Origin of the sequence: Jeotgalicoccus saudimassiliensis, from assembly GCF_000756715.1 — a bacterium.
GTDB classification, from domain to species: Bacteria; Bacillota; Bacilli; order Staphylococcales; family Salinicoccaceae; genus Jeotgalicoccus; species Jeotgalicoccus saudimassiliensis.
In genome coordinates, this window is record NZ_CCSE01000001.1 from 1,761,377 (window position 1) to 1,785,622 (window position 24,246).

24 protein-coding genes and 1 other annotated feature are annotated in these 24,246 nt (G+C 44.6%); of the genes, 23 read left to right on the plus strand and 1 reads right to left on the minus strand.

What is annotated here, in order from left to right; all coding sequences use genetic code 11:
- Positions 1 to 33: 33 nt before the first annotated feature.
- Positions 34 to 1,512, minus strand: coding sequence for an anthranilate synthase component I family protein (locus tag RZ44_RS08750; RefSeq protein WP_035810474.1), 1,479 nt, complete (start codon positions 1,510 to 1,512; stop codon positions 34 to 36).
- A gap of 213 nt (positions 1,513 to 1,725) precedes the next feature.
- Between RZ44_RS08750 and radA the strand changes: the two genes are divergently transcribed.
- The 23 genes from radA to rpsG all read left to right on the plus strand — a co-directional run bounded on the left by radA (position 1,726) and on the right by rpsG (position 24,238).
- The gene (gene radA / locus RZ44_RS08755) at positions 1,726 to 3,105 is read left to right on the plus strand and encodes a DNA repair protein RadA (protein ID WP_035810477.1); all 1,380 of its coding nucleotides are present in this window, start codon (positions 1,726 to 1,728) and stop codon (positions 3,103 to 3,105) included.
- 13 nt (positions 3,106 to 3,118) lie between these two features.
- Positions 3,119 to 4,177, plus strand: a complete 1,059-nt coding sequence (locus RZ44_RS08760; protein ID WP_035810479.1) for a PIN/TRAM domain-containing protein — start codon at positions 3,119 to 3,121, stop codon at positions 4,175 to 4,177.
- A complete protein-coding gene (gene ispD / locus RZ44_RS08765; RefSeq protein WP_035810482.1) occupies positions 4,174 to 4,845 on the plus strand; it encodes a 2-C-methyl-D-erythritol 4-phosphate cytidylyltransferase in 672 nt (223 codons plus the stop codon). The genes RZ44_RS08760 and ispD overlap by 4 nt, the downstream gene beginning before the upstream one ends.
- A gap of 7 nt (positions 4,846 to 4,852) precedes the next feature.
- Complete coding sequence (gene ispF, locus RZ44_RS08770) at positions 4,853 to 5,335, plus strand: 2-C-methyl-D-erythritol 2,4-cyclodiphosphate synthase (RefSeq protein WP_035810484.1); 483 nt, start codon at positions 4,853 to 4,855, stop codon at positions 5,333 to 5,335.
- Entirely contained in the window at positions 5,332 to 6,786 is a 1,455-nt protein-coding gene (gene gltX, locus RZ44_RS08775; protein WP_141639010.1) for a glutamate--tRNA ligase, read from the plus strand. The genes ispF and gltX overlap by 4 nt, the downstream gene beginning before the upstream one ends.
- A 245-nt stretch (positions 6,787 to 7,031) precedes the next feature.
- Positions 7,032 to 7,688 carry a serine O-acetyltransferase gene (gene cysE / locus RZ44_RS08780; protein ID WP_035810489.1) on the plus strand — a complete coding sequence of 219 codons (657 nt, stop codon included), beginning with the start codon at positions 7,032 to 7,034 and terminating at the stop codon, positions 7,686 to 7,688.
- On the plus strand, positions 7,672 to 9,066 hold the full coding sequence (gene cysS, locus RZ44_RS08785; protein ID WP_035810492.1) for a cysteine--tRNA ligase: 1,395 nt from the start codon (positions 7,672 to 7,674) through the stop codon (positions 9,064 to 9,066). Before cysE ends, cysS begins: the two co-directional genes overlap by 17 nt.
- A complete protein-coding gene (locus tag RZ44_RS08790; RefSeq protein ID WP_052108934.1) occupies positions 9,059 to 9,460 on the plus strand; it encodes a Mini-ribonuclease 3 in 402 nt (133 codons plus the stop codon). The genes cysS and RZ44_RS08790 overlap by 8 nt, the downstream gene beginning before the upstream one ends.
- A complete protein-coding gene (gene rlmB / locus RZ44_RS08795) occupies positions 9,457 to 10,200 on the plus strand; it encodes a 23S rRNA (guanosine(2251)-2'-O)-methyltransferase RlmB (protein ID WP_035810494.1) in 744 nt (247 codons plus the stop codon). Before RZ44_RS08790 ends, rlmB begins: the two co-directional genes overlap by 4 nt.
- Positions 10,201 to 10,202: 2 nt before the next feature.
- On the plus strand, positions 10,203 to 10,727 hold the full coding sequence (locus tag RZ44_RS08800; RefSeq protein ID WP_035810496.1) for an NYN domain-containing protein: 525 nt from the start codon (positions 10,203 to 10,205) through the stop codon (positions 10,725 to 10,727).
- A gap of 65 nt (positions 10,728 to 10,792) precedes the next feature.
- Complete coding sequence (locus RZ44_RS08805) at positions 10,793 to 11,428, plus strand: sigma-70 family RNA polymerase sigma factor (protein ID WP_035810498.1); 636 nt, start codon at positions 10,793 to 10,795, stop codon at positions 11,426 to 11,428.
- A gap of 10 nt (positions 11,429 to 11,438) precedes the next feature.
- Entirely contained in the window at positions 11,439 to 11,576 is a 138-nt protein-coding gene (gene rpmG, locus RZ44_RS11190) for a 50S ribosomal protein L33 (RefSeq protein ID WP_074431621.1), read from the plus strand.
- A 17-nt stretch (positions 11,577 to 11,593) separates the two neighbouring features.
- Entirely contained in the window at positions 11,594 to 11,770 is a 177-nt protein-coding gene (gene secE, locus RZ44_RS08810) for a preprotein translocase subunit SecE (protein ID WP_035810500.1), read from the plus strand.
- Positions 11,771 to 11,788: 18 nt separating this feature from the next.
- On the plus strand, positions 11,789 to 12,328 hold the full coding sequence (nusG, locus tag RZ44_RS08815; RefSeq protein ID WP_035810502.1) for a transcription termination/antitermination protein NusG: 540 nt from the start codon (positions 11,789 to 11,791) through the stop codon (positions 12,326 to 12,328).
- Between the two features lie 149 nt (positions 12,329 to 12,477).
- Positions 12,478 to 12,903: a 50S ribosomal protein L11 gene (gene rplK / locus RZ44_RS08820; protein WP_035810504.1), complete on the plus strand. Its 426-nt coding sequence runs from the start codon at positions 12,478 to 12,480 to the stop codon at positions 12,901 to 12,903.
- A 61-nt stretch (positions 12,904 to 12,964) separates the two neighbouring features.
- Positions 12,965 to 13,663, plus strand: a complete 699-nt coding sequence (gene rplA, locus RZ44_RS08825) for a 50S ribosomal protein L1 (RefSeq protein WP_035810506.1) — start codon at positions 12,965 to 12,967, stop codon at positions 13,661 to 13,663.
- Between the two features lie 45 nt (positions 13,664 to 13,708).
- Positions 13,709 to 13,855, plus strand: a sequence feature (ribosomal protein L10 leader region).
- Between the two features lie 24 nt (positions 13,856 to 13,879).
- Positions 13,880 to 14,383: a 50S ribosomal protein L10 gene (gene rplJ / locus RZ44_RS08830; RefSeq protein WP_035810509.1), complete on the plus strand. Its 504-nt coding sequence runs from the start codon at positions 13,880 to 13,882 to the stop codon at positions 14,381 to 14,383.
- Between the two features lie 45 nt (positions 14,384 to 14,428).
- Positions 14,429 to 14,794: a 50S ribosomal protein L7/L12 gene (gene rplL, locus RZ44_RS08835; RefSeq protein ID WP_035810512.1), complete on the plus strand. Its 366-nt coding sequence runs from the start codon at positions 14,429 to 14,431 to the stop codon at positions 14,792 to 14,794.
- An 89-nt stretch (positions 14,795 to 14,883) separates the two neighbouring features.
- A complete protein-coding gene (locus tag RZ44_RS08840) occupies positions 14,884 to 15,471 on the plus strand; it encodes a class I SAM-dependent methyltransferase (protein WP_035810514.1) in 588 nt (195 codons plus the stop codon).
- 237 nt (positions 15,472 to 15,708) lie between these two features.
- Positions 15,709 to 19,251 carry a DNA-directed RNA polymerase subunit beta gene (gene rpoB / locus RZ44_RS08845; RefSeq protein WP_035810516.1) on the plus strand — a complete coding sequence of 1,181 codons (3,543 nt, stop codon included), beginning with the start codon at positions 15,709 to 15,711 and terminating at the stop codon, positions 19,249 to 19,251.
- A 38-nt stretch (positions 19,252 to 19,289) separates the two neighbouring features.
- On the plus strand, positions 19,290 to 22,910 hold the full coding sequence (gene rpoC / locus RZ44_RS08850) for a DNA-directed RNA polymerase subunit beta' (protein WP_035810518.1): 3,621 nt from the start codon (positions 19,290 to 19,292) through the stop codon (positions 22,908 to 22,910).
- A gap of 368 nt (positions 22,911 to 23,278) precedes the next feature.
- Positions 23,279 to 23,698 carry a 30S ribosomal protein S12 gene (gene rpsL, locus RZ44_RS08855; RefSeq protein ID WP_035810521.1) on the plus strand — a complete coding sequence of 140 codons (420 nt, stop codon included), beginning with the start codon at positions 23,279 to 23,281 and terminating at the stop codon, positions 23,696 to 23,698.
- Positions 23,699 to 23,767: 69 nt separating this feature from the next.
- Complete coding sequence (rpsG, locus tag RZ44_RS08860; RefSeq protein ID WP_026860143.1) at positions 23,768 to 24,238, plus strand: 30S ribosomal protein S7; 471 nt, start codon at positions 23,768 to 23,770, stop codon at positions 24,236 to 24,238.
- Positions 24,239 to 24,246: the final 8 nt, after the last annotated feature.

Sequence of the window (24,246 nt, forward strand, 5' to 3'; positions counted from 1 at the left end):
TTTTTTGAGGATTGGGGTTTTGCTTACATAAATTTATGAATGGAACACTTCTTCAGCAAGGTTGACGGCATTAAACAGTGCACTCGCTTTGTTGATTGTTTCCTGATATTCGTTTTCCGGAGTGGAATCGGCAACGACGCCCGCACCGGCCTGAACACTGACGGTGCTGTCTTTTAGAATCATCGTGCGGATAGTAATACACGAATCCATATTGCCGTCAAAACCGTAATACAGAATGCAGCCGCCGTACAGGCCCCGGTTATCCGGCTCAAGTTCCCGGATGATTTCCATCGCGCGTGTTTTCGGTGCGCCGGTTAAAGTGCCTGCCGGGAATGAATTGAAGAATGCTTCAATCGGCGACACATCTTCGCGGAGTGTCCCGTTGACGATGCTTATTATATGCATGACTTCAGCGAATCTGCCGATGGTCATGTAACGGCTGACTTCAACGCTGCCCTCTGTGGAAACTTTTCGGAATTCGTCTAGAGCAAGTTCGACGAGCATTTCGTGCTCGGCAACTTCTTTTTCGTCGTTCAGCAGCTCTTCGGCAATTGCTGCATCTTCTGCAGGAGTATTGCCGCGTCGTCTCGTGCCGGCAATCGGGTGGATTTCAAGTGTTCTGTCTTTTACCTGCAGCTGTCGCTCCGGCGAACTGCCTATCAGTTCTGCGTCTGAGAAATTCAGGTAAAACATATATGGGGACGGATTAACGTTTCTCAGGACGCGGTACAATTCGAATCCGGAGCACTGTGTTTCAGTATCAAAACGCTGCGATAATACCGTCTGTTCTATTTCACCATGGCTGATGTATTCTTTAATGACGTCGACATCGCGTTTGAAATCAGCTTCTTTATAGTTACTTGTAAATGTCAGCTTTGGATTTTCAGCCTGCCGTCTCGACAGCATCAGATCTTCGAGATGCGCGCTGTCCCGCAGCCGTTTTTTCAGTGAATGAATCCGTGTCTTTAAAGTGTTATATGTATCTTTAACGCTTTCGAAACGTTCCGGACTGTCGAACGAAACAATAGAAGTTTTCTGTGCGCGGTGTTCGTACGCAATCAGTGTACGGGTAAAGACGAAGTGATAGTTTCCGGAATTTGTGCTGCTGCGTGCTTTGATGCCTGCAAGATCCTGCACCGCCTCGTAGTTCACATAACCGACAGCGCCGCCTTTAAATGGCAGATTAATACTTTCTGTATACGCATCGACATAATTTTCAGCATAGTCCAGCGCTTCTTTTAAAGTGTTAAAGCTGAACGTTTTATCAGTGTCGAGATCGGTCATCAGAAAACCGTCCGGTGTTTCACTGATATCGATAAAAGGATCCAGGCCGATAAATGAATAGTTCGACCATTCTGATGCAGGGTCCTGACTTTCTAAAATATATAGCGCATCGTCCTTCAGAGCATTGAACATATGAACCGGTGTCAACACATCTGTGTAAAAGCTTTCAGTCAGCGGCAAAGTTCTGTAAGAACCCGCGCTCTTGGAAAAATCGTTAAATGGCTGCATAGAATCTCCTTTTCTGTTTTAAGAATATGAACATATATTAAAGAAGCTGAAAGTGATTTGCAACCCTGTTGAGGGAATAGTCTGAAAATATTTTGTGAATGTACGAACAACGTTCCCGAATATCGTTAATATCACAGGCTTCTGTCTTTAAATCAATTGAAATAAATAATACAATGGAAATACGTAAATATAATTGGGGGAGAATGTACACTGATGGCAAAACCAAAAGTATCGTTTGAATGTATGGCCTGCGGTTATGAGACGCCGAAGTGGATGGGGAAATGTCCGAACTGCGGCGCCTGGAACCAGCTTGAAGAGAAAATTGTACATAAGGAATCGGCGCCGGGCCGTGGAACCCTCGGTAAAACACCTGCCGACGACCGGTCGCGGGCATCGAAGCTGACGACTATAAAAAAACAGGACACACCGCGTACGACGACGCGCTCAGGAGAGTTTGACAGGGTGCTTGGCGGCGGTATCGTCAACGGTTCCCTGATTTTAATCGGCGGGGATCCCGGTATCGGGAAATCGACAATACTGCTTCAGACGGCTCTGATTTTAGCGGAAAATCATCACGTGCTTTACGTTTCGGGTGAGGAATCGCTCGAACAGATTAAAATGCGTGCAGACCGTATCACGGACAAGCCGTCCGATCTGGCGGTATTTTGTGAAACGAACCTGTTGTATATCCACGATGAAATTAAGCGCCAGAAGCCGGACTTTTTAATTATCGACTCGATTCAGACGGTTTTCCATCCGGATGTGACGAGTGCACCGGGAAGCGTGGCGCAGGTGAGAGAAAGTACGCAATCCATTATGAATATTGCGAAGGGTAATAACATCGCAACGTTTATCGTCGGACACGTGACAAAAGACGGCCAGATTGCCGGACCGCGTCTCCTCGAACATATGGTGGATACTGTACTGTACTTTGAAGGTGACCAGCACCATACTTACCGTATACTCCGCGCAGTAAAAAACCGTTTCGGTTCGACGAATGAGATGGGTATTTTTGAAATGAAAGCCAAAGGGCTTGAAGAAGTATTAAACCCGTCGGAAATTTTCCTTGAGGAACGTTCGAAAAATGCACCGGGCTCGGCAATCGTTGCCACGATGGAAGGAACCCGTGCAATGCTCGTTGAAGTGCAGTCGCTCGTTACGCCGACGCATTTCCATAACCCGAGACGCATGGCGACCGGAGTGGACACCAACAGACTGTCGCTGTTAATGGCAGTGCTTGAAAAATCGGAAGGGCTGCTCATGCAGCAGCATGATGCGTATATTAAAGTCGCCGGCGGAGTAAAACTCGATGAGCCGGCTGTTGATTTAAGTGTCATTATCAGTATTGCATCGAGCTTCCAGAATATTGCCGTACGCGGTGATGACTGCTTTATCGGGGAAGTGGGGCTGACAGGTGAAATCAGACGGGTGACGAAAATCGAACAGCGTCTGCAGGAAGCTGCGAAGCTCGGTTTTAAACGCGCGATTGTGCCTGCTTCCAATTTGAGTGGTGTGGAAGTGCCTGCCGGCATTGAAGCGATTGGTGTAAAAACACTGAAACAGGCAATTAAACACGCACAGCATAAAGACTAAAAGGAGGGATAAAATGCTCAAATATTTACTGTATGTAGTTTACATACTGGTCGGCATCTCACTCGGGGTATGGCTGATTCCGGAACTGCAGATTCTGCTGCCTTTTGAAGTGCCGAGGATATTCAATAACATGCTGATAAGCGGCACGCTCGGTGTTCTGCTGTTTTTCCTGCTGTTTGGCTGGACGCTGACGCACGCCCATAATTTTCTGAAGAAAAGTGAAGGTTACCTGCTGTCGAGAAGTCTTGTCGAAATCGTTTTCGCCACACTTGGAATGGTACTGGGACTCGTAATCGCTGTCTTAATATCTCTTTTAATCAATACACTGGACATTCCATTAATTGGCGAAATCGTACCGATTGTGTTTGCGGTTGTGCTCGGTTATTTAGGATTTATGATCGGCCTCCGAAAATTCAGCGAAGTGCTCGATTTTTTTCCGAGAGCTTCCCAGAAAGCAAAGCTTGACGGCACGCAGCCGGCACTGAAGAAGTTTATCGATACGAGTGTTATTATCGACGGGCGCATTATCGACGTTGTCGATACGGGGTTCCTTGAAGGTGAAATTATTATTCCGCAGTTTGTGCTCGATGAACTGCAGCTGATTGCAGATGCAACCGACCCGGTGAAACGCGAGAAGGGTCAGCGCGGTCTGGACATGCTGAATGCACTGCAGGAAAAAAGTGATAACGTACGCATTGAGCCTGTATCTTATGACAAGCTCGATGTCGATCAGCAGCTGATCGATATTGCGAAGAGAGAGAAGGGTGCAATTTTAACGACGGATTATAATCTGAACAAAATATGCCAGCTTCACGATATTCCTGTACTTAACGTCAATGCACTGAGCGGCGCGATAAAAACTGTCGTCGTCCAGGGGGATGCTTTCGAACTGTTTGTCTCGAAAACAGGAAAAGAGGAAAACCAGGGTGTCGGTTATCTCGATGACGGTACCATGGTCGTAGTCGAGAACGGCGAAAACTTAATTAATCAAATGGTGCCTGTCATCGTGACAAGCGTACTGCAGACGAATTCGGGACGAATCGTCTTTGCGAAACTGGAGAAGAACAAATGAAATATACAGTAATTATTCCGGCCGCGGGAATGGGTGCCCGCATGGGGCTCGGATTTAACAAAGTGCTCCTGGAAATTGAAGGAGAACCCGTCATTAAACGCACTGTCAGACAGTTCACAGAAGACCCGGACTGCGAAGCGATTCACCTTGCAGTGAGAGCCGGGGAAACAGAAGTAATGGCTGAAATGTTTTCGGATAACGAGAAAATTGCCGGCATTCATCTCGGCGGTGCCGAACGTCAGGACAGCATTTATAATGCGCTGGTGAATGTTGAAAATGCCGATTATGTGTTTGTGCATGACGGTGCGAGACCGTTCGTCACACCGGAGGTGCTGGAACGTCTGAAAGATAAAGTCATTGAAACCGGTGCGGTGATATGCGGTGTTAAAACGAAAGATACACTGAAGCGCGTCATCGACGGCAAAGTAACAGAAACGCTGATTCGCGACGAGGTCGTTGCGGTGCATACACCGCAGGCATTTGAATACCGTATTTTAAAACAGGCGTATGCACATGCGAAAGCACGTAATCTCGAGGTGACGGATGACTCGATGATGGTTGAGGCGACGGGCAAAGAAGTCTACTTAGTCGAATCGACTTATGATAATATTAAAATAACGACAAGCGAAGATCTGCAGCTTGCGCATATGATTCTTAAAGGAAAGTAGTGAGAAAATGAGGATCGGTCACGGTTATGATGTGCATGCATTTGATGCATCCCGTCCGCTTATTTTAGGCGGTATGGAAATTCCCCACGACTTCGGGTTAAAAGGGCATTCCGATGCGGATGTGCTGCTGCATACAATTACAGATTCAATACTGGGTGCACTGGCGCTCGGTGACATCGGGAAGTTTTTCCCGGATACAGACGAGAAATTTAAAGATGCGGATTCGCGTGTGCTGCTCGGTGAAGTAGTCGCAATGATGCATGAAAAAGGTTATGAAATCGGCAATATCGATGCAGTTGTGATTGCTGAAAGGCCGAAATTAAGAGGGTATATTGACGACATGCGCGAAAATGTTGCAGCGCTTTTGAAGACGGATATGTCAAATGTTAATATTAAGGCAACAACATCTGAAAAACTGGGGTTTACAGGCAGAGAAGAAGGCATCGCGAGTGAAGCGGTCGTCTTACTTCAAAAACAGGAGGCAAAATAATGAGTAAAGTAAGAGTGAGATACGCACCAAGTCCGACCGGATTCCTGCACATCGGTAACGCACGTGCAGCACTGTTTAACTATTTATTCGCACGCCATCACGGCGGAGACTTCATCATCCGGATTGAGGATACAGACAAGGCAAGACACGTTGATGAAGGAGAGGAGTCTCAGCTGAACTACTTGAAGTGGCTCGGTATTGAGTGGGATGAAAGCGTCGACGTCGGAGGGGATTACGGCCCGTACCGTCAGTCTGAGCGCGGAGATATTTATGCACCATACATTCAAAAATTACTGGATAACAACCTGGCATACCGCTGCTATATGACGTCTGAGGAGCTTGAAGCTGAAAGGGAAGAACAGCTTAAAAACGGACAGACACCGATGTACGGAGGCAAACATGCGAACCTGACAGCTGAACAGGAAGAAGCATTCAAAGCCGAAGGCAGAGAACCGTCGATCCGTCTCCGTGTGCCGAAAGATAAGACGTACACATTCAACGATATGGTTAAAGGCGACGTATCGTTTGATTCAAACGGTTTCGGCGACTGGGTTATCGTGAAAAAAGACGGTGTGCCGACATACAACTTTGCTGTTGTAATCGATGATCATGAAATGGAAATCACCCACGTACTTCGCGGTGACGACCATATTTCAAACACACCGAAACAGATGATGGTTTACGAACTGCTTGATCTGCCGCTGCCGGCATTCGGCCATACGGCATTAATCGTTAACGAAGAGAAGAAAAAATTATCAAAACGCGACGCTTCAATCATTCAGTTCATCGAACAGTATGAAGCGCTCGGCTATCTGCCGGATGCGATGTTTAACTTTATCGCGCTGCTCGGCTGGTCTCCGGAAGGTGAAGAGGAAATTTTCACTAAGGAAGAACTGATAGCGAATTTTGATGAAAACAGATTGTCAAAAGCGTCTGCGTTTTTCGATAATCAGAAATTAATGTGGATTAACAACCAGTACATGAAACAGAAAAATTCTGAAGAAATTTTCGAGATGGCACTGCCGTTCCTGAAAGAGGCGGGCAGAATTTCAGAAAACCCGGATGAGACTGAACTGGACTGGGCGCGTAAGCTTGTGCAGCTGTATCAGCCGCAGATGAGCTACGCTGCTGAAATTACAGCACTTTCTGAGCAGTTCTTTAAAGATCACGTGGAGTTTGATGAGGAAGCATCGGAAGTGCTTCGTCAGGAACATATTCCTGAACTGATGACTGCACTTTTCGAACATTTCACAGCACTTGAAGACTTCTCTCCTGAAGGTATTAAAGCAGAGATTAAAGCTGTACAGAAAGCAACGGGTATTAAAGGCAAGAAATTATTTATGCCGATCCGCGTTGCAGCAACGGGCGAAACGAAAGGTCCTGAACTGCCGGATGCCATTTCATTAATCGGCAAAGAGACAGTGCTTGAACGCATTAAGCGCCTGATCTAGGCTGAACGGTTGAAATAGACGGCTTTCTGCCGTATGATATAAGTGTTAAAAGTTAAGTATATAAACCGCTGGACACAAAGAGATTATCCAACTGCTGAAAAGGATAACAAGGCGTTTGTAGAATTGCGCTTTTAATTTTGAATGAACTCTATATTAAAAGTGATAAAGCAGAGTGGAACCGTGCGTAAGCGCCTCTGTCCGATTACCGGGCAGAGGCGCATTTTTATGAGTTTAGGAGGACGAAGATGTTTCAGAGAGTGAAAGAAGATTTGGACATGGTACTGACACTGGATCCGGCAGCGAAAAACCGTTTCGAAGCGTTTTTTACGTACTCGGGTGTCCATGCGGTATGGGCGCATCTGATTGCACACTGGTTTTATAAAAAGAATTTTAAAGTGATTGCACGCGTGATTTCACAGCTGAGCAGGTTTGTGACAGGTGTGGAAATTCATCCGGGGGCCAAAATCGGCAGACGGCTGTTTATCGACCACGGTATGGGTGTCGTTATCGGTGAAACGTGTAACATCGGCAATGATGTGACGATATATCAGGGGGTAACACTCGGCGGAACGGGTAAAGAAGACCATAAACGCCATCCGGATATAGATGATAATGTCCTGATTGCAGCAGGTGCCAAAGTGCTCGGAAACATCCGCGTCGGAGAATCATCGAATGTCGGTGCGAACTCCGTCGTACTGAAAAATGTACCGCCTCACTCGACTGTAGTCGGCATACCGGGGCATATTGTGAAACAGCACGGACAGCGTGTCAGAAAACATAACAACTTTGACCACCGGGATATTCCGGATCCATTATTTGAGAAATTGCTTGAACTCGAAAAAGATATTAATAACTTCAGAAGAGAAGTTGGAAATGAGGTAAAAGATGGTTCGCATATATAATACGATTACGAGACAAAAGGAAGAATTTAAGCCGCTTGAAGAAGGTAAAGTAAGCATGTACGTCTGCGGCCCGACAGTTTATAACTATATTCATATCGGTAACGCACGTCCTGCGATTGCATTTGACACGGTCCGCCGCTATCTGGAGTACAAAGGCTACGAAGTGAAGTACGTATCGAATTTTACGGATGTCGATGACAAGCTGATCAAAGCTTCCAAAGAACTTGGTGAAACTGTTCCTGAAATTGCGGAACGTTTTATCGAAGCATTCTTTGAAGATACAGGCGCACTTAACGTTAAAAAAGCGGATGTGCACCCGAGAGTGATGAATCATATGCCGGACATTGTCGAATTTATTAAAGTGCTTATCGACAAAGGTCACGCTTACGAATCGGATGGCGATGTATACTTCAGAACGCGCTCATTTGACGGCTACGGTAAATTATCGCAGCAGTCGGTGGATGATCTGAAAGTCGGTGCGCGCATCGATGCAGGCGACAAGAAGCAGGACCCGCTCGATTTCGCATTGTGGAAACAGGCAAAAGACGGGGAAATCAGCTGGGACTCACCGTGGGGCAAGGGACGCCCGGGCTGGCATATCGAGTGCAGTGTCATGGCGCGTGAACACCTCGGCAATACGATAGATATTCATGCCGGCGGACAGGACCTGACATTCCCGCACCACGAAAACGAAATTGCGCAGAGTGAATGTATGACGGATGAAACTTTTGCGAATTACTGGATGCATAACGGCTATATTAATATCGATAATACGAAGATGTCGAAATCACTCGGCAACTTTATACTGGTGCACGATATTATTAAGGAAATCGAGCCGAATGTACTGCGCTACTTTATGGTGAGCGTACATTACCGCAACCCGATCAACTATAACCGCGAACTTGTGGATGCGGCGCGGAACGGCCTGATGCGCATCCAGGACAGCTATCACCAGGCGGCAGAACGTCTTGAAAAAGCAGTCGGTACAGAAACAGACGATAAAATTCTCGCTAAAATTGACGGCAACATTAAATTACTTGAAAAACACATGGATGATGACTTCAATACAGCAAATGCCATTGCAGCCTGGCACGAAATCACAGGCGAACTGAACAAGTATCTGCGTCAGCCTTCAACGGCAAAAGAAGTGCTTGAAAAATTCATGGGGGCATTTGAGACGTACTCGGAAATTCTCGGGGTCAGCCTCGACAGAAAAGAACTGCTGCTGGATGAAGACATCGAAGCACTGATTGAAGAACGTGAAGCAGCACGTAAAAATAAAGATTTCGCACGTGCAGATGAAATACGCGACAACTTAAAAGCAGAAGGTATAGTACTTGAAGATACGAAAGACGGCGTGAGGTTTAAACGTGGATAAATTTAATACGGATACAGTGCCGTCGCTGTCCCTGGCATTTTTAGGTGATGCAGTATACGCTGTGCACATCCGCGAATATTTAATCAGGAACAAACCATATTTAAAGCCGGATGTGCTGCACAGGGAAGCGAACAAGCTGGTCAGTGCGCGGGCACAGTCGGATGCACTGCACTTTTTAAAAAACTTGGAACTGCTGAGTGAAGAGGAATGGGATATTGCGAAAAAAGCGCGCAACAAATCGAGTGCCACACGTGCCAAAAACGCTTCGATTAAAGAGTACCGGAACGCTTCCGGACTCGAGGCGCTGATCGGTCACCTTGAACTGACGGGGAACAAAGCGCGTATTACAGAGCTGATGGAACAAATTATTAAGAACGGGAGTGAAGTGCAATGAGCAGTTCAGCAATAGCAGGACGTCACGCAGTTAAAGAACTGCTGCGTTCAAACAGCGATATTAATAAAATTTATATCCAGGATACTGTCAACAAAAGCCAGCTGAAAGAGATTCTCGATCTCGCGAAAAAACAGCGCGTCGTAGTATCGACAGTACCGAAAAATAAAATAGACGGTCTGACAGAGGAACGCCATCAGGGTATCGTAGCACTCGTCAGCGCGCATGAATACATGCCGTTTGAAGAGCTGCTCGAAAATATCGAAGGAAAAGACGCCAACGTTATTATTCTGGACGGTCTGGAAGATCCGCATAACCTCGGTTCTATTTTAAGAACATGTGATGCGGTTGGCTTCGATGCAGTCATTATCCCGAAACGACGATCGGTACTTTTAACGGATACGGTGGCGAAAACGTCAACGGGTGCGATTGAGTACGTGCCGGTTGTGAGGGTAACGAATATTAACCAGACGATCGATAAGCTGAAAGAGCATAATTTCTGGGTCATCGGCAGCGACGGCACAGGAACGATGGATTACCGTGAAATGAACGCGAAATCAGGCAGTACTGCGCTCGTTGTCGGAAGCGAAGGTGAAGGCATCAGTAAAAAGACGCTTGAGAAATGCGACTTCACGGTTAAGATTCCGATGGTCGGGGAAATTACGAGTCTGAATGCGTCGGTTTCTGCAGCGCTTCTGATGTATGAAGTGTTCCGCCAGCAGAATCCGCCCGGACGTGATTAATTATGCGGAAAAAACGGAGGCTGCTGCTGGTCGACGGCTATAATTTAATCGGTGCGAATTCGAGACTCTTTGCAGAATCCAGAATTTCACTGCAGCTTGCAAGAGAAGAACTGCTGAAAGCGCTGAGTGAATATCAGGCGCTGCAAAACTATGAAATTATTTGTGTGTTTGATGCATACGAAGTGAAAAATCAGGAGTCAGTGCTCGATTATTACGGCATTACAGTAGTGTATACGAAGGAAAAAGAAACAGCCGACGAATATATCGAACGGTTCGTTTATGACAATTATCATCCGCATTTGTGCGACATCAGTGTGGTCACGAGTGACCTGACAGAGCAAAATGCGATATTTGCCTACGGGGCATACCGTATTCCTTCGAGAGAAATGTGGCTCAATCTGGCAGAGGCTGATAAAAATATCAGTGCTCATATCGAGACGATAAATGAAAAACTGCCAAGGACAAAACTGGATATCAGTGACGAAGTCCTCGCAAAAATGGAAAAACTGCGACGCGGCGAAGAATGACGCCTTGAACGGGCGCCCTGAACCCCATATATTAGAAGTACTATAAAAGAGGGGGGGCGCGGCGGATGTACAGCATACGATCATTTTATATTTACGTCCGGGAATCCGGCACGGATGTTATTTATAACAGCAGTGCACTGAGAGTGAAAGACGGGGACTTTGATGCGTTCGACGAAATCGATGTCCGGCTGCGTCCGCTTATCAGACGGATGACATTCAAGTACGATATGAATGAATATGACCGCGAAGACCTGATTCAGGAAATGATGTTCACGGCGTTGATATTATGTTTGAAATACGATTATGTAAAAGGGCATTACAGACATTACGTATTACGGAGCATCAGGCTGAAGATGTACGATTATATTAACTATTGCAGTGCATGGCATCAGGTTGAGCTCGACCCTCATGAGATGCTGATGTTTGAACACAAGCATGCACTGTCCCAAATTATATTAAAAGAGGCGCAGGCGGAATACGCCGGGGCGGCCGGGGATTTATCGAATTATGAAAAACAGGTGCTGAAATTACTGTTGGAAGACCGCATGCTCAATGATATCGCCGGTGTCTGCGGCAAAACGCCGGAGTCGGTAATCAATACGCTCTACAGGATAAAAACCAAGTTCAACGCAGTTGAAGATTTACACGCTGTTGTTGACAATGACGCCCTGAGCCGATATAGTATATTAGAATTGAAATGAGGATTTTAAGATGAAAATTGCTCTAATTTGCAGTGACTGCGGCTCTCGTAATTATTCATTAAACAAGCCGGTTCACAATGAAAGACTCGTCATGAAAAAACATTGTCCAAAATGCAATAAGCATACAACGCATAAAAGTTCTATATAGTTCAGGAGGAACGGTTGATGAATAATAATAATAACTTCTTCCAAAATGTTGTTAGCGAGATGAAAAAAGTCAGCTGGCCAACAGGGCAGGAAGTAGTCCGTTATACGACGACAGTAGTACTTACTGTAGTATTTTTTCTGGCATTTTTCTACGTGCTGGATATCGGCATCACAGCACTAATTGATCTTATGTAATTTAAAAGGAGCGGTAAAATGTCTCTAGACAAGCATTGGTATGCAGTACATACCTATTCAGGCTATGAAAACAAAGTAAAGGCAAACCTAGAGGCGCGCCTTGAATCGATGAATATGCAGGATTTAATTTTCCGCGTAGTCATTCCCGAAGAAGAAGAAACAACAATTAAAGACGGGAAAAAGAAAACGGCAATGAAGAAAACATTCCCGGGATACGTTCTCGTTGAATTAGTAATGACAGATGAATCATGGTACGTTGTCCGTAATACGCCGGGCGTTACAGGGTTTGTCGGCTCACAGGGTGCAGGAAGCAAACCGAACCCGCTGCTGCCGGAGGAAGTTAAATTCATCCTTCGCCAGATGGGCATGTCCGAGAAAATTGTTGATGTTGAAGTCGCTGTCGGCGAATCGATCAACATTATTGCAGGACCATTCAATAATCAGAGCGGTGTAATCGAGTCGATCGACGAAGATCACTACAAGCTTACAGTGCTTGTTGAGATGTTCGGGCGTGAAACACCGGTTGAAGTTGAATTCGATCAAATCGAAAAACTTTAATTTTATTATTGAAATATGTAACTATTATGTGCTATACTTTCATGGTCGCAAATTTGCGGCCATCTTTATTTATGTATACAGATGAAGAGTGGGAGGATGAAATCTAAACATCCTGTGACCACATCACGATTATGAGGAGGTGCAACATCGTGGCTAAAAAAGTTATTAATGTTGTGAAATTGCAAATTCCTGCAGGTAAGGCGAACCCGGCACCACCGGTAGGTCCGGCACTAGGTCAGGCAGGCGTAAACATCATGGGATTCTGTAAAGAATTCAACGCACGTACACAAGAGCAGGCAGGTCTGATTATCCCTGTTGAGATCTCAGTATTTGAAGATCGCTCATTCACATTTATTACAAAAACTCCACCGGCAGCTGTTCTTCTTAAGAAAGCGGCAAACGTTGAGAAGGGTTCTGGCGAACCTAACAAAAACAAGGTGGCAACTGTTACAGCGGATCAGGTTCGTGAAATCGCTGAAACGAAAATGGAAGACTTAAACGCAGCATCAGTAGACGCAGCGGTTAAAATGGTAGAAGGTACAGCTAGAAGCATGGGCTTCACTGTCGAAAAATAAATTAAGTATTAATACGGTCGTGGGAGGATTAACCCCGCTATAACCACAAGGAGGAATATATATGGCTAAGAGAGGTAAAAAGTATCAGGCTGCTCTAGAGAAGTTTGATCAAAACTCTACATTCTCAATTGAAGAAGCAATTAAACTTGCTAAAGAAACGCATGTTGCCAACTTTGACGCTTCAGTTGAAGTAGCTTTCCGTCTAGGTATTGATACGCGTAAAAATGATCAGCAGATCCGTGGAGCACTAGTATTGCCGCACGGTACTGGTAAGTCACAGCGTGTATTAGTATTTGCTAAAGGCGAAAAAGCTAAAGAGGCAGAAGCTGCAGGCGCAGACTACGTAGGCGAAGCAGAATTAGCACAAAAGATTAACGGTGGATGGTTTGATTTCGATGTTATCGTTGCAACACCGGACATGATGGGCGAAGTTGGTAAACTTGGTCGCGTACTTGGACCTAAAGGATTAATGCCAAACCCTAAAACTGGTACAGTAACTATGGATGTAACGAAAGCAGTTGAAGAGATTAAAGCTGGTAAAGTTGAATACCGCGCTGAAAAAGCTGGTATTGTACACGTTGGAATCGGTAAAGTTTCATTTGGCGAAGAACAGCTTGTAGAAAACTTTAAAGCAATTCACGATGCTCTTGATAAAGCTAAACCTGCATCAGCTAAAGGTGTTTACTTCAAATCAGTTACAGTTTCAAGCACGATGGGTCCTGGAATCACAGTTGATCCAAACGCTGTAAGAACTGTCTAAAAAATAAATATTGACAAGTGTAGATATATCGGTTATATTTACACTTGTAAATTTTAAAGATTACCTAAGACAGCAGGAGCTGATTTTTCAGCTTAATAATAATCCTGCCGAGGCAAATAAAAATGACTTGAATGAACTATATAAATTCAAGCACTTTTTGCCGCGGGTAAAAGGTGCTTTTTTATTTGCACCAAAAAATAATGGAGGTGTAACTACATGTCAAACGTGATTGAGAAAAAACAACAGCACGTTGAAGTTATCGCAGAACAGCTTAAAAACTCAGTATCTACTGTATTAGTAGACTACCGTGGTTTAACAGTTTCTGAAGTAACTGAACTACGTAAGCAATTACGTGATGCTGGAATTGAATTCAAAGTTTACAAAAACACGATGGTTCGCCGCGCTGCGGATTCACAAGGCTTATCTGAGCTAAATGAATTCCTGGTAGGTCCAAGTGCAATTGCATTTTCTAACGAAGATGTTATCGCTCCTGCGAAAATCATCCACGAATTCGCTAAAAAACACGAAGCTTTAGAAATTAAAGCAGGTGTTGTTGAAGGTAGTTTCGTACCGGCAGAAGATGTTAAAGCAATTGCATCTCTACCATCAAGAGACGGTTTACTTTCAATGCTGTTATCAGTATTACAAGCACCAGTACGCAACTTCGCATATGCAGTTAAAGCTGTCGGTGAAAAAGAAGAAGAGAACGGCGAAGCTTAATAATAAGCACGCTTAAAAACCAACAAAAAATGGAGGAATATTATCATGGCTAACAATGAACAAATCATTGAAATGATCAAAGAAATGTCTGTTTTAGAATTAAACGACTTAGTAAAAGCAATTGAAGAAGAATTTGGCGTAACTGCTGCTGCTCCTGTAGCTGCTGCAGGTGGCGGGGAAGCTGCTGCTGCTGAAGAGAAAACTGAATTTGATGTAGAACTTACATCTGCAGGTTCATCTAAGATTAAAGTAATCAAAGTAGTTCGTGAAGCTACTGGTCTTGGTCTTAAAGATGCTAAAGAGCTAGTTGACGGTGCTCCGAAACTTGTTAAAGAAGGTCTTTCTAAAGAAGACGCTGAAGCTCTTAAAGCTCAACTTGAAGAAGTTGGCGCTGGCGTAGAAGTTAAGTAGTCTATATAAATTTGTCACAAAAAAGTTCCCGTAAACATAAGTTTATCGGGAACTTTTTTGGTTACTTTTACCGATTGGGGGGAGATTTAATGTCTCACTATTTTACTACGGACAATACACCGCATGAATTCAGCGAAATAAAGTTCAGTTTCAACGGCCATGTATACCGTTTTAAAACAGACCGCGGCGTATTTTCTAAAAATCAGATTGATTACGGTACGGAAGTGCTGATCAAAACTGTATTTGAAGATTTTAAAGGCGCAGGTCAGCTGATAGATATGGGTGCAGGATACGGTCCGATCGGCACTGTGCTCGGGAGAGAGCTTGGCATGGAACCGGTAATGGTCGAAGTTAATGAAGATGCGATACAGTTATCCATTGAAAATACAAGTCGTGAAAACATTGAAGCCGGCGTGCTCGACCGTGAAAGTTACAGCGAAATGGATTTCTCCGTACCGCTGTACGTAACAAATCCGCCGTTCAGGGCGGGGAAAGATACAGTGACCGGCATTTTAAATGACGGTTTTGAACGCCTTCAGAAAAAAGGTGTTCTTTATATGGTTGTCCAGAAAAAGCAGGGCATGCCGTCTTACAAAAAGCATTTAAAATCACTGTTTGGCAACGTCGAAATTGCATCGAAAGATAAAGGTTATTACATCTTAAAAAGCATAAAATAAAAGAAATTATATATTTGACTTGACAAATTGTATATGTTATTCTTATAGAATGTTAAATTAATATCAATAAGTATGTACTTTTCTGTGCAGCTGTTGAATGGAGCATTCTAAACAAGTGTCCAGTTTAATAGGAAATGGAGTTGAATACGATTCCGTTTTCTTTTTGTCTTTTGAACTGCTGTGCACTCAAATGTACCATTATAGTTTACGCAAATATTATTAGGGGTGAATCTGTCGATGAGTCAATTGATTCAGTATGGAAGACATGCACAACGTAGAAGTTATGCGCGTATCGAAGAGAAGTTAGAATTGCCTAACTTAATTGAGATTCAGACGAAATCGTACGAGTGGTTTTTAGAAACCGGTCTAATCGAAATGTTTAAAGATATTTCTCCGGTAGAGGATTTTACAGGGAATATGTCTTTAGAGTTTGTCGATTACAAGCTCGGCGAACCGAAGTATAACGAGGAAGAAGCGAAAGATCACGATTCCACTTACTCAGCACCGCTGAGAGTGAAAGTTCGTTTAGTCATCAAAGAAACCGGCGAAGTAAAAGAGCAGGATGTATTTATGGGAGATTTCCCATTGATGACAGATACAGGGACGTTCATTATTAATGGAGCTGAACGTGTAATCGTTTCTCAATTAGTAAGAAGCCCGTCTGTATATTTCTCTGAGAAGTTCGACAAGAATGGTAAGCTGAACTTCGGAGCAACAGTCATCCCTAACCGTGGCGCATGGTTAGAATATGAAATCGACGCAAAAGATGTCGTATATGTAAGAATCGACCGCACTCGTAAATTACCGATTACGGTATTACTGCGTGCGTTAGGTTTTGCAACTGATGAAGAAATTATCAACCTTCTCGGCGATAACGAGTACCTTCGTAACACGCTTGAGAAAGATGCGACTGAAACTGTCGACCAGGCCCTGTTAGAAATTTACGAAAGATTGCGTCCAGGCGAACCGCCAACAGTAGAAAACGCACGTAATTTATTATATTCGAGATTCTTTGATCCAAAACGTTACGACTTAGCAAACGTCGGACGCTATAAGATGAATAAGAAACTTCATCTGCAAAACCGTCTCTTCAACCAGGTACTTACAGAACCGGTTGTAGACTCAGAGACAGGTGAAATTATTGCTGAAGCAGGTTCAACTATCGACCGCCGTACACTGGATGCGATTATGGACCAGCTTGAGACAACTGCGAACCTGAAAACTTACCACCTTGAACAGGGTCTTTTAGACGAGCCTGTTGAGATTCAGTCGGTAAAAGTAAGATCACGCAATAACGAAGAGCATTCAACGACAGTAATCGGCAATGCTTTCCCTGACGTGGAAGTTAAATCAATCACGCCTTCTGACATCATTTCTTCAATGAGTTATTTCTTTAACTTATTGGAAGGTGTCGGCTTCACGGATGATATCGACCACCTAGGAAACCGCCGTCTGCGTTCAGTTGGTGAGCTTCTGCAGAACCAGTTCCGTATCGGTGTTTCACGTATGGAGCGCGTTGTCCGCGAAAGAATGTCTATTCAGGACACTGAGACTGTAACACCTCAGCAGCTGATCAATATCCGTCCGGTAATTGCATCTATTAAAGAGTTCTTCGGAAGCTCGCAATTATCACAGTTCATGGACCAGACAAACCCGCTTGCCGAATTGACGCATAAACGCCGTCTGTCAGCATTGGGGCCCGGCGGTCTTACTCGTGAACGTGCCGGCATGGAAGTTCGTGACGTTCACTACTCTCACTACGGACGTATGTGTCCGATCGAGACACCGGAGGGGCCGAACATCGGTCTGATCAACACGCTGTCAAGTTATGCACGTGTTAACGACTTCGGTTTTATCGAAACACCGTACAGAAGAGTAGACCCTGAAACTAATAAAGTGACGAATCAGATCGATTACTTAACAGCTGACGAGGAAGACAGCTATGTTGTTGCACAGGCGAACGCAGTTCTTGGAGAAGACGGTTCATTCCTCGATGAGGAAGTTATCTGTCGTTTCCGCGGAAACAACACGCAGATGCAGCGCGACCGTATGGACTACATGGATGTATCTCCTAAGCAGGTCGTATCAGCGGCGACAGCTTGTATTCCATTCCTTGAGAACGATGACTCGAACCGTGCACTGATGGGTGCGAACATGCAGCGTCAGGCAGTTCCATTATTAAACCCTGAATCACCGTTTATCGGTACAGGTATGGAACACGTGTCTGCACGCGACTCAGGTGCTGCTGTAGTATCACGCTACAGAGGGCGCGTTGAACATGTTGAAGCTAAAGAAATTCACGTCCGCCGTATTGAAGATAAGAACGGTAAAGACGTAGAAACTGAAAAAGATATTTACAGAATGTCTAAATTCGTGCGTTCAAACGCAGGAACATGTTATAACCAGAAACCGATTATTGCTGAGGGCGACATTGTTTCCAAAGGTGAAATTTTAGCGGACGGTCCTTCGATGGACAACGGTGAAATGGCACTCGGACGTAATCTTGTTGTCGGCTTTATGACCTGGGATGGTTATAACTATGAGGATGCTGTAATTATGAGTGAACGTCTTGTGAAAGATGACGTATACACTTCAATTCACATTGAAGAATACGAATCTGAATCAAGAGACACTAAACTTGGACCTGAAGAAATTACGCGTGACATTCCAAACGTATCTGACAGCGCACTTAAGAAGCTCGACGACCGCGGAATTGTTCACATCGGTGCTGAAGTTAACGACGGCGACATTCTCGTTGGTAAAGTAACGCCTAAAGGTGTAACGGAACTGACTGCAGAAGAGCGTCTGCTTCACGCAATCTTCGGTGAAAAAGCACGTGAAGTCAGAGATACTTCACTGCGTGTGCCACACGGTGCAGGAGGTATCGTGCTGGATGTTAAAGTATTTAACCGCGAAGACGGAGACGAATTATCACCTGGTGTGAACCAGCTCGTACGTGTTTATATCGTTCAGAAGAGAAAGATCTCTGAAGGTGACAAGATGTGTGGACGCCACGGTAACAAGGGTGTTATTTCGAAGATTTTACCGGAAGAAGATATGCCTTACATGCCGGATGGTACACCAATTGACATCATGCTTAACCCGCTTGGGGTTCCATCACGTATGAACATCGGTCAGGTACTTGAGCTTCACCTTGGTATGGCAGCTCGTGCAATGGGCTTAAGAATGGCATCTCCTGTATTTGACGGAGCGAACGAAGAAGATGTGTGGTCTACAATGGAAGAAGCAGGACTTGCACGCGACGGTAAGACGGTACTTTACGACGGACGCACAGGCGAACCGTTTGAAAACCGTATTTCCGTAGGTGTTATGTACATGCTGAAACTTGCACACATGGTTGACGATAAACTTCACGCAAGAAGTACCGGACCATACTCACTTGTTACACAGCAGCCACTCGGCGGTAAAGCCCAGTTCGGTGGACAGCGTTTTGGTGAGATGGAAGTATGGGCACTTGAAGCATACGGTGCCGCGTACACATTACAGGAAATCCTGACAGTTAAATCAGACGATACTGTCGGACGTGTGAAAACTTACGAAGCAATCGTTAAAGGTGAAAACCTGCCGAAACCTGGTGTTCCTGAATCATTCAGAGTATTGATGAAAGAACTTCAGAGTCTCGGTCTCGACGTAAGTATCATGGATGAAAACGACGAAGAAATTGAATTGCGCGATACAGAAGATGATGAGATTCAAAGCCAACCGACTCAATCGGACGACGTAACTGCTTCAGCTAAAAATGAAAATGTTACTGAGTAATGTGCTGAGCTTGAGAAAACTTTAGGGAGGAAAGCTCATTGATAGATGTTAATAGATTTAAATATATGAAAATTGGTTTAGCGTCACCGGAAAAGATCCGTTCATGGTCTTTCGGTGAAGTGAAAAAACCGGAAACAATCAACTACAGAACATTAAAGCCGGAACGTGACGGTTTATTCTGTGAGAAAATTTTCGGACCAACAAAAGACTGGGAATGCAGCTGTGGTAAATACAAACGTGTCAGATATAAAGGTATGGTCTGTGACCGCTGCGGTGTTGAAGTTACACGCGCTAAAGTAAGACGTGAAAGAATGGGGCATATTGAACTTGCAGCTCCTGTAACTCACATCTGGTACTTTAAAGGAATCCCGTCACGCATGGGCCTTCTTTTAGATATGTCACCGCGTTCACTTGAAGAAATCATCTATTTCGCATCTTATGCTGTAATTAAGCCGGGACCTACGGGTCTCGAGCCTAAACAGCTGTTAAGCGAACGTGAATACCGCGAGTATTACGATAAATTCGGCAATACGTTCACAGCGAAAATGGGTGCTGAAGCAATCAAGGAATTACTTCAGCAGGTAGATTTAAACGCAGAGCTGGATATGCTTAGAAAAGAACTGGAAACTGCAACAGGTCAGCGTCTGACACGTGCGATTAAACGACTTGAAGTCGTGGAGGCGTTCCGTCATTCAGGTAACGATCCGTCGTGGATGATTCTTGATGTGCTGCCTATTATTCCACCGGAGATCCGTCCGATGGTACAACTTGACGGCGGCCGTTTTGCGACGAGTGATATGAACGACTTATACCGTCGTGTTATTAACCGTAACAACCGTCTGAAACGCCTTCTTGATTTAGGTGCACCCGGGATTATCGTTCAGAACGAAAAACGCATGCTGCAGGAAGCTGTAGATGCGCTTATCGATAACGGACGCCGCGGCCGTCCTGTTACAGGACCGGGTAACCGTCCGCTTAAATCTCTGTCTCACATGCTTAAAGGTAAGCAGGGACGTTTCCGTCAAAACCTTCTTGGTAAACGTGTTGACTACTCAGGCCGTTCAGTAATCGTTGTTGGACCGGGTCTGAAAATGTATCAGTGCGGGCTGCCTAAGGAAATGGCGCTGGAACTGTTCAAGCCGTTCGTTATGAAAGAACTTGTGGCACGTGATTTAGCTACAAACATCAAAAATGCCAAAGGTAAAATCGAGCGTATGGAAAACGAAGTATGGGATGTGCTGGAAGACGTTATTTCAGAACACCCGGTACTGTTAAACCGTGCACCGACACTTCACCGTCTTGGTATTCAGGCTTTCGAAGCGAAACTTGTTGAAGGCCGTGCAATCCGTCTTCATCCGTTAGTAACAACAGCATATAACGCTGACTTTGACGGTGACCAGATGGCAGTACACGTTCCTTTATCAAAAGAAGCACAGGCTGAGGCGCGTATGCTTATGCTCGCAGCTCAAAACATCCTTAACCCTAAAGATGGCAAGCCGGTAGTTACACCGTCCCAGGATATGGTACTTGGTAACTACTACTTAACACTTGAGCGCGAAAGCATGAAGAATGAAGGTCATATCTTCAAGAGTATCGATGAAGTTGTGATGGCTTACCAGAACGGTTACACATCACTTCATACACGCATCGGTCTTCACACTCAGGTGCTTTCTGAAGAGAAAGTTTCAGCGGAGAACAAAGGCAAACTCCTTATGACGACTGTCGGTAAAGTAATCTTTAACCAGATTATGCCGCCATCGTTCCCGTATATTAATGAACCGACACGCGAAAACCTTGAGCGTAAAACACCAAATCATTACTTCATCGACGGTAAAGACCTTGGTGAAGAAGGTTTAGTTGAAAAGATCAGAGAAATGCCTCTTGTTGAACCGTTCAACAAGAAATTCCTCGGTCAGGTTATCGCGGAAGTCTTCAATAAGTTCCACATTACAGAAACATCTGTCATGCTTGACCTTATGAAAGACCTCGGCTTCAAATACTCCGCTAAAGCCGGTATTACGGTAGGGGTAGCAGATATCGTCGTTCTTCCTGAGAAACAGGTTATTATCGACGAGACTGAAGAAAAAGTTGAAAAAGTTCAGAAGCAGTTCTCACGCGGTTTAATTACTGAAGAAGAACGTTACAACGCTGTTATTGAACTTTGGACTAAGGCGAAAGATATTATCCAGGACAAGCTGATGGCATCATTACACCGTCTGAACCCGATCTTTATGATGAGTGATTCAGGTGCACGTGGTAACGCATCAAACTTTACGCAGCTTGCGGGTATGCGTGGTCTGATGGCCAACCCGTCCGGTGAAATTATCGAGCTTCCAATCAAATCAAGTTTCCGTGAAGGACTGACAGTACTCGAGTACTTCATTTCAACGCACGGTGCGCGTAAAGGTCTTGCCGATACAGCACTGAAAACGGCTGACTCGGGTTATCTGACACGCCGTCTTGTTGATGTGGCTCAGGACGTTATTGTCCGCGAAGAAGATTGCGGTACGGATAAAGGACTCAGCGTTTCTGCACTTACAGAAGGTTCGGAATTAATCGAGCCGCTGATCGACCGTCTTGAAGGCCGTTATGTGAAAGAAACAGTAAGACATCCGGAAACAAACGAAGTAATTCTCGGCAGTAACGAACTGATTACACCGGATATTGCGAAAGAAATTGTAAACTCTGGAATTGAAGAAGTTTATATCCGTTCTGCATTTACATGTAACACACGTCACGGTGTGTGTGAACGCTGTTACGGTAAAAACCTTGCAACAGGTGACAAAGTTGAAGTTGGGGAAGCAGTTGGTACAATTGCAGCCCAGTCAATCGGTGAGCCTGGTACACAGCTTACAATGCGTACATTCCACACAGGTGGGGTAGCAGGTAGCGATATCACGCAGGGTCTTCCGCGTATCCAGGAATTATTCGAGGCGCGTAACCCGAAAGGTCAGGCGCAGATTTCGGAAATTCACGGTACGGTAACGGATATTGAAGTCGTTAAAGACCGTCAGCAGGAAGTTAAAGTTAAAGGTGAGCACGAAACTCGTACTTACATGATTCCCGGAGCTGCACGCCTGCTGGTTGAAATTGGCGATAAAGTCGGTCCGGGTGAAGTATTAAACGAAGGTTCAATCGAACCGAAACAGCTGCTTCAGGTGGCAGGTTTAAATACTACACAGGAATATCTGCTTAAAGAAGTACAGAAAGTATACCGCATGCAGGGGGTAGAAATCGGTGATAAACACGTTGAGGTTATGGTTCGTCAAATGCTGCGAAAAGTACGCATTATCGATGCCGGAGACACTTCGTTATTACCGGGTGCTTTAGTAGAAATTCACACGTTCACTGACGCAAACAAAGAAATCTTCAAACAGAGAAAACGTCCGGCAACGGCGAAACCGGTACTGCTCGGTATTACGAAAGCATCACTTGAAACGGAAAGCTTCCTGTCAGCAGCCAGCTTCCAGGAAACAACACGTGTTCTTACTGATGCAGCGATTAAAGGTAAGCGCGATGATCTTCTCGGTCTTAAAGAGAACGTTATTATCGGTAAGCTTATCCCTGCAGGTACAGGAATGCCGAAGTACAAAGACGTAGATATAGATGTAGCTGAAAAAGCAGTATCTGAAGATGAAGCAGTCCTTTTAGAAGACTAATTCACGGAAGATATTAATAAGAGAAATATATGTATCTATGGGTCAGATATGTATACAGCTGCCGCTCCTTTTAGGAGCGGCTTTTTTTATAAAAACCGGTCAAATCCCGGGTTTTTCATAGCCATCAAGCAGTATTTATGTTAGTCTGTGTATGTCTTATCGATATGAATTTTTTATATCGGGAATGCTTGACACTGAAGTTGCCGCGATGGTATTATAGTTAAGGTTACTTTATGAGGGACTTTGTGCCCTGTCATGAAGGAGACAAAGTGTATTTAGTGTAAGATTTATATCTTACAGATTTTTTATACTCTGAAAATGAACCACCTGGATGTGTGGATTAAGAAAAAGAGAGGAGGACATTCGATATGCCAACTATTAATCAGTTGATCAGAAAGTCACGCAGTACTAAATCATCAAAATCTGACTCGCCTGCATTAAACAGAGGGTTTAACAGTCTTAAGAAACGCGTTACAACTGACGCTGCGCCACAAAAACGCGGTGTTTGTACACGTGTAGGTACTATGACTCCTAAGAAACCGAACTCTGCTTTACGTAAATATGCACGTGTTAGATTATCAAATAACATTGAAGTTAACGCGTACATTCCTGGGATTGGACACAACCTGCAAGAACACAGTGTTGTACTTATCCGCGGAGGACGTGTTAAAGACTTACCGGGGGTACGTTACCACGTAGTCCGTGGTGCACTTGATACTTCAGGTGTTGAAGGTCGCAGACAGAGCCGTTCACACTACGGTGCCAAAAAGCCTAAAGGCGACAAGTAAGATTCAATTACTTTAAATGCGAAAGCAAATTAAAATAATGATAAAATGAAAATTGGAAGGAGGATAATTATGCCACGTAAAGGTCCAGTACCAAAAAGAGATGTTTTACCGGATCCGATTCACAACTCTAAGCTTGTGACTAAACTCATCAACAAGATGATGATCGACGGTAAACGAGGAACTTCGCAAAAAATTCTTTATAACGCATTTGATCTAGTACAAGAACGTTCTGGTAAAGATGCTATGGAGGTTTTTGACGAAGCAATTGAAAACATTATGCCACTTCTTGAAGTTAAAGCACGCCGTGTTGGTGGGTCAAACTATCAAGTACCGGTTGAAGTTCGTCCAGAACGCCGTACTACTCTAAGCTTACGTTGGCTTGTGAACTACGCACGTCTGCGTGGGGAAAAGACAATGGAAGAAAGATTAGCTAACGAAATTCTTGATGCTGCAAACAACACAGGTGGAGCAGTTAAGAAACGCGAAGAAAGCCACAAAATGGCTGAAGCTAACAGAGCATTTGCACACTACCGCTGGTAGTATGCTTT

What these genes read in the sequence shown, in the direction of transcription:
- RZ44_RS08750 (WP_035810474.1), bottom strand. Translation starts at nt 1,512, where the DNA reads ATGCAGCCATTTAACGATTTTTCCAAGAGCGCGGGTTCTTACAGAACT.
- radA (WP_035810477.1), top strand. Translation starts at nt 1,726, where the DNA reads ATGGCAAAACCAAAAGTATCGTTTGAATGTATGGCCTGCGGTTATGAG.
- RZ44_RS08760 (WP_035810479.1), top strand. Translation starts at nt 3,119, where the DNA reads ATGCTCAAATATTTACTGTATGTAGTTTACATACTGGTCGGCATCTCA.
- ispD (WP_035810482.1), top strand. Translation starts at nt 4,174, where the DNA reads ATGAAATATACAGTAATTATTCCGGCCGCGGGAATGGGTGCCCGCATG.
- ispF (WP_035810484.1), top strand. Translation starts at nt 4,853, where the DNA reads ATGAGGATCGGTCACGGTTATGATGTGCATGCATTTGATGCATCCCGT.
- cysE (WP_035810489.1), top strand. Translation starts at nt 7,032, where the DNA reads ATGTTTCAGAGAGTGAAAGAAGATTTGGACATGGTACTGACACTGGAT.
- cysS (WP_035810492.1), top strand. Translation starts at nt 7,672, where the DNA reads ATGGTTCGCATATATAATACGATTACGAGACAAAAGGAAGAATTTAAG.
- rlmB (WP_035810494.1), top strand. Translation starts at nt 9,457, where the DNA reads ATGAGCAGTTCAGCAATAGCAGGACGTCACGCAGTTAAAGAACTGCTG.
- RZ44_RS08800 (WP_035810496.1), top strand. Translation starts at nt 10,203, where the DNA reads ATGCGGAAAAAACGGAGGCTGCTGCTGGTCGACGGCTATAATTTAATC.
- RZ44_RS08805 (WP_035810498.1), top strand. Translation starts at nt 10,793, where the DNA reads ATGTACAGCATACGATCATTTTATATTTACGTCCGGGAATCCGGCACG.
- rpmG (WP_074431621.1), top strand. Translation starts at nt 11,439, where the DNA reads ATGAAAATTGCTCTAATTTGCAGTGACTGCGGCTCTCGTAATTATTCA.
- secE (WP_035810500.1), top strand. Translation starts at nt 11,594, where the DNA reads ATGAATAATAATAATAACTTCTTCCAAAATGTTGTTAGCGAGATGAAA.
- nusG (WP_035810502.1), top strand. Translation starts at nt 11,789, where the DNA reads ATGTCTCTAGACAAGCATTGGTATGCAGTACATACCTATTCAGGCTAT.
- rplA (WP_035810506.1), top strand. Translation starts at nt 12,965, where the DNA reads ATGGCTAAGAGAGGTAAAAAGTATCAGGCTGCTCTAGAGAAGTTTGAT.
- rplJ (WP_035810509.1), top strand. Translation starts at nt 13,880, where the DNA reads ATGTCAAACGTGATTGAGAAAAAACAACAGCACGTTGAAGTTATCGCA.
- rplL (WP_035810512.1), top strand. Translation starts at nt 14,429, where the DNA reads ATGGCTAACAATGAACAAATCATTGAAATGATCAAAGAAATGTCTGTT.
- RZ44_RS08840 (WP_035810514.1), top strand. Translation starts at nt 14,884, where the DNA reads ATGTCTCACTATTTTACTACGGACAATACACCGCATGAATTCAGCGAA.
- rpoB (WP_035810516.1), top strand. Translation starts at nt 15,709, where the DNA reads ATGAGTCAATTGATTCAGTATGGAAGACATGCACAACGTAGAAGTTAT.
- rpsL (WP_035810521.1), top strand. Translation starts at nt 23,279, where the DNA reads ATGCCAACTATTAATCAGTTGATCAGAAAGTCACGCAGTACTAAATCA.
- rpsG (WP_026860143.1), top strand. Translation starts at nt 23,768, where the DNA reads ATGCCACGTAAAGGTCCAGTACCAAAAAGAGATGTTTTACCGGATCCG.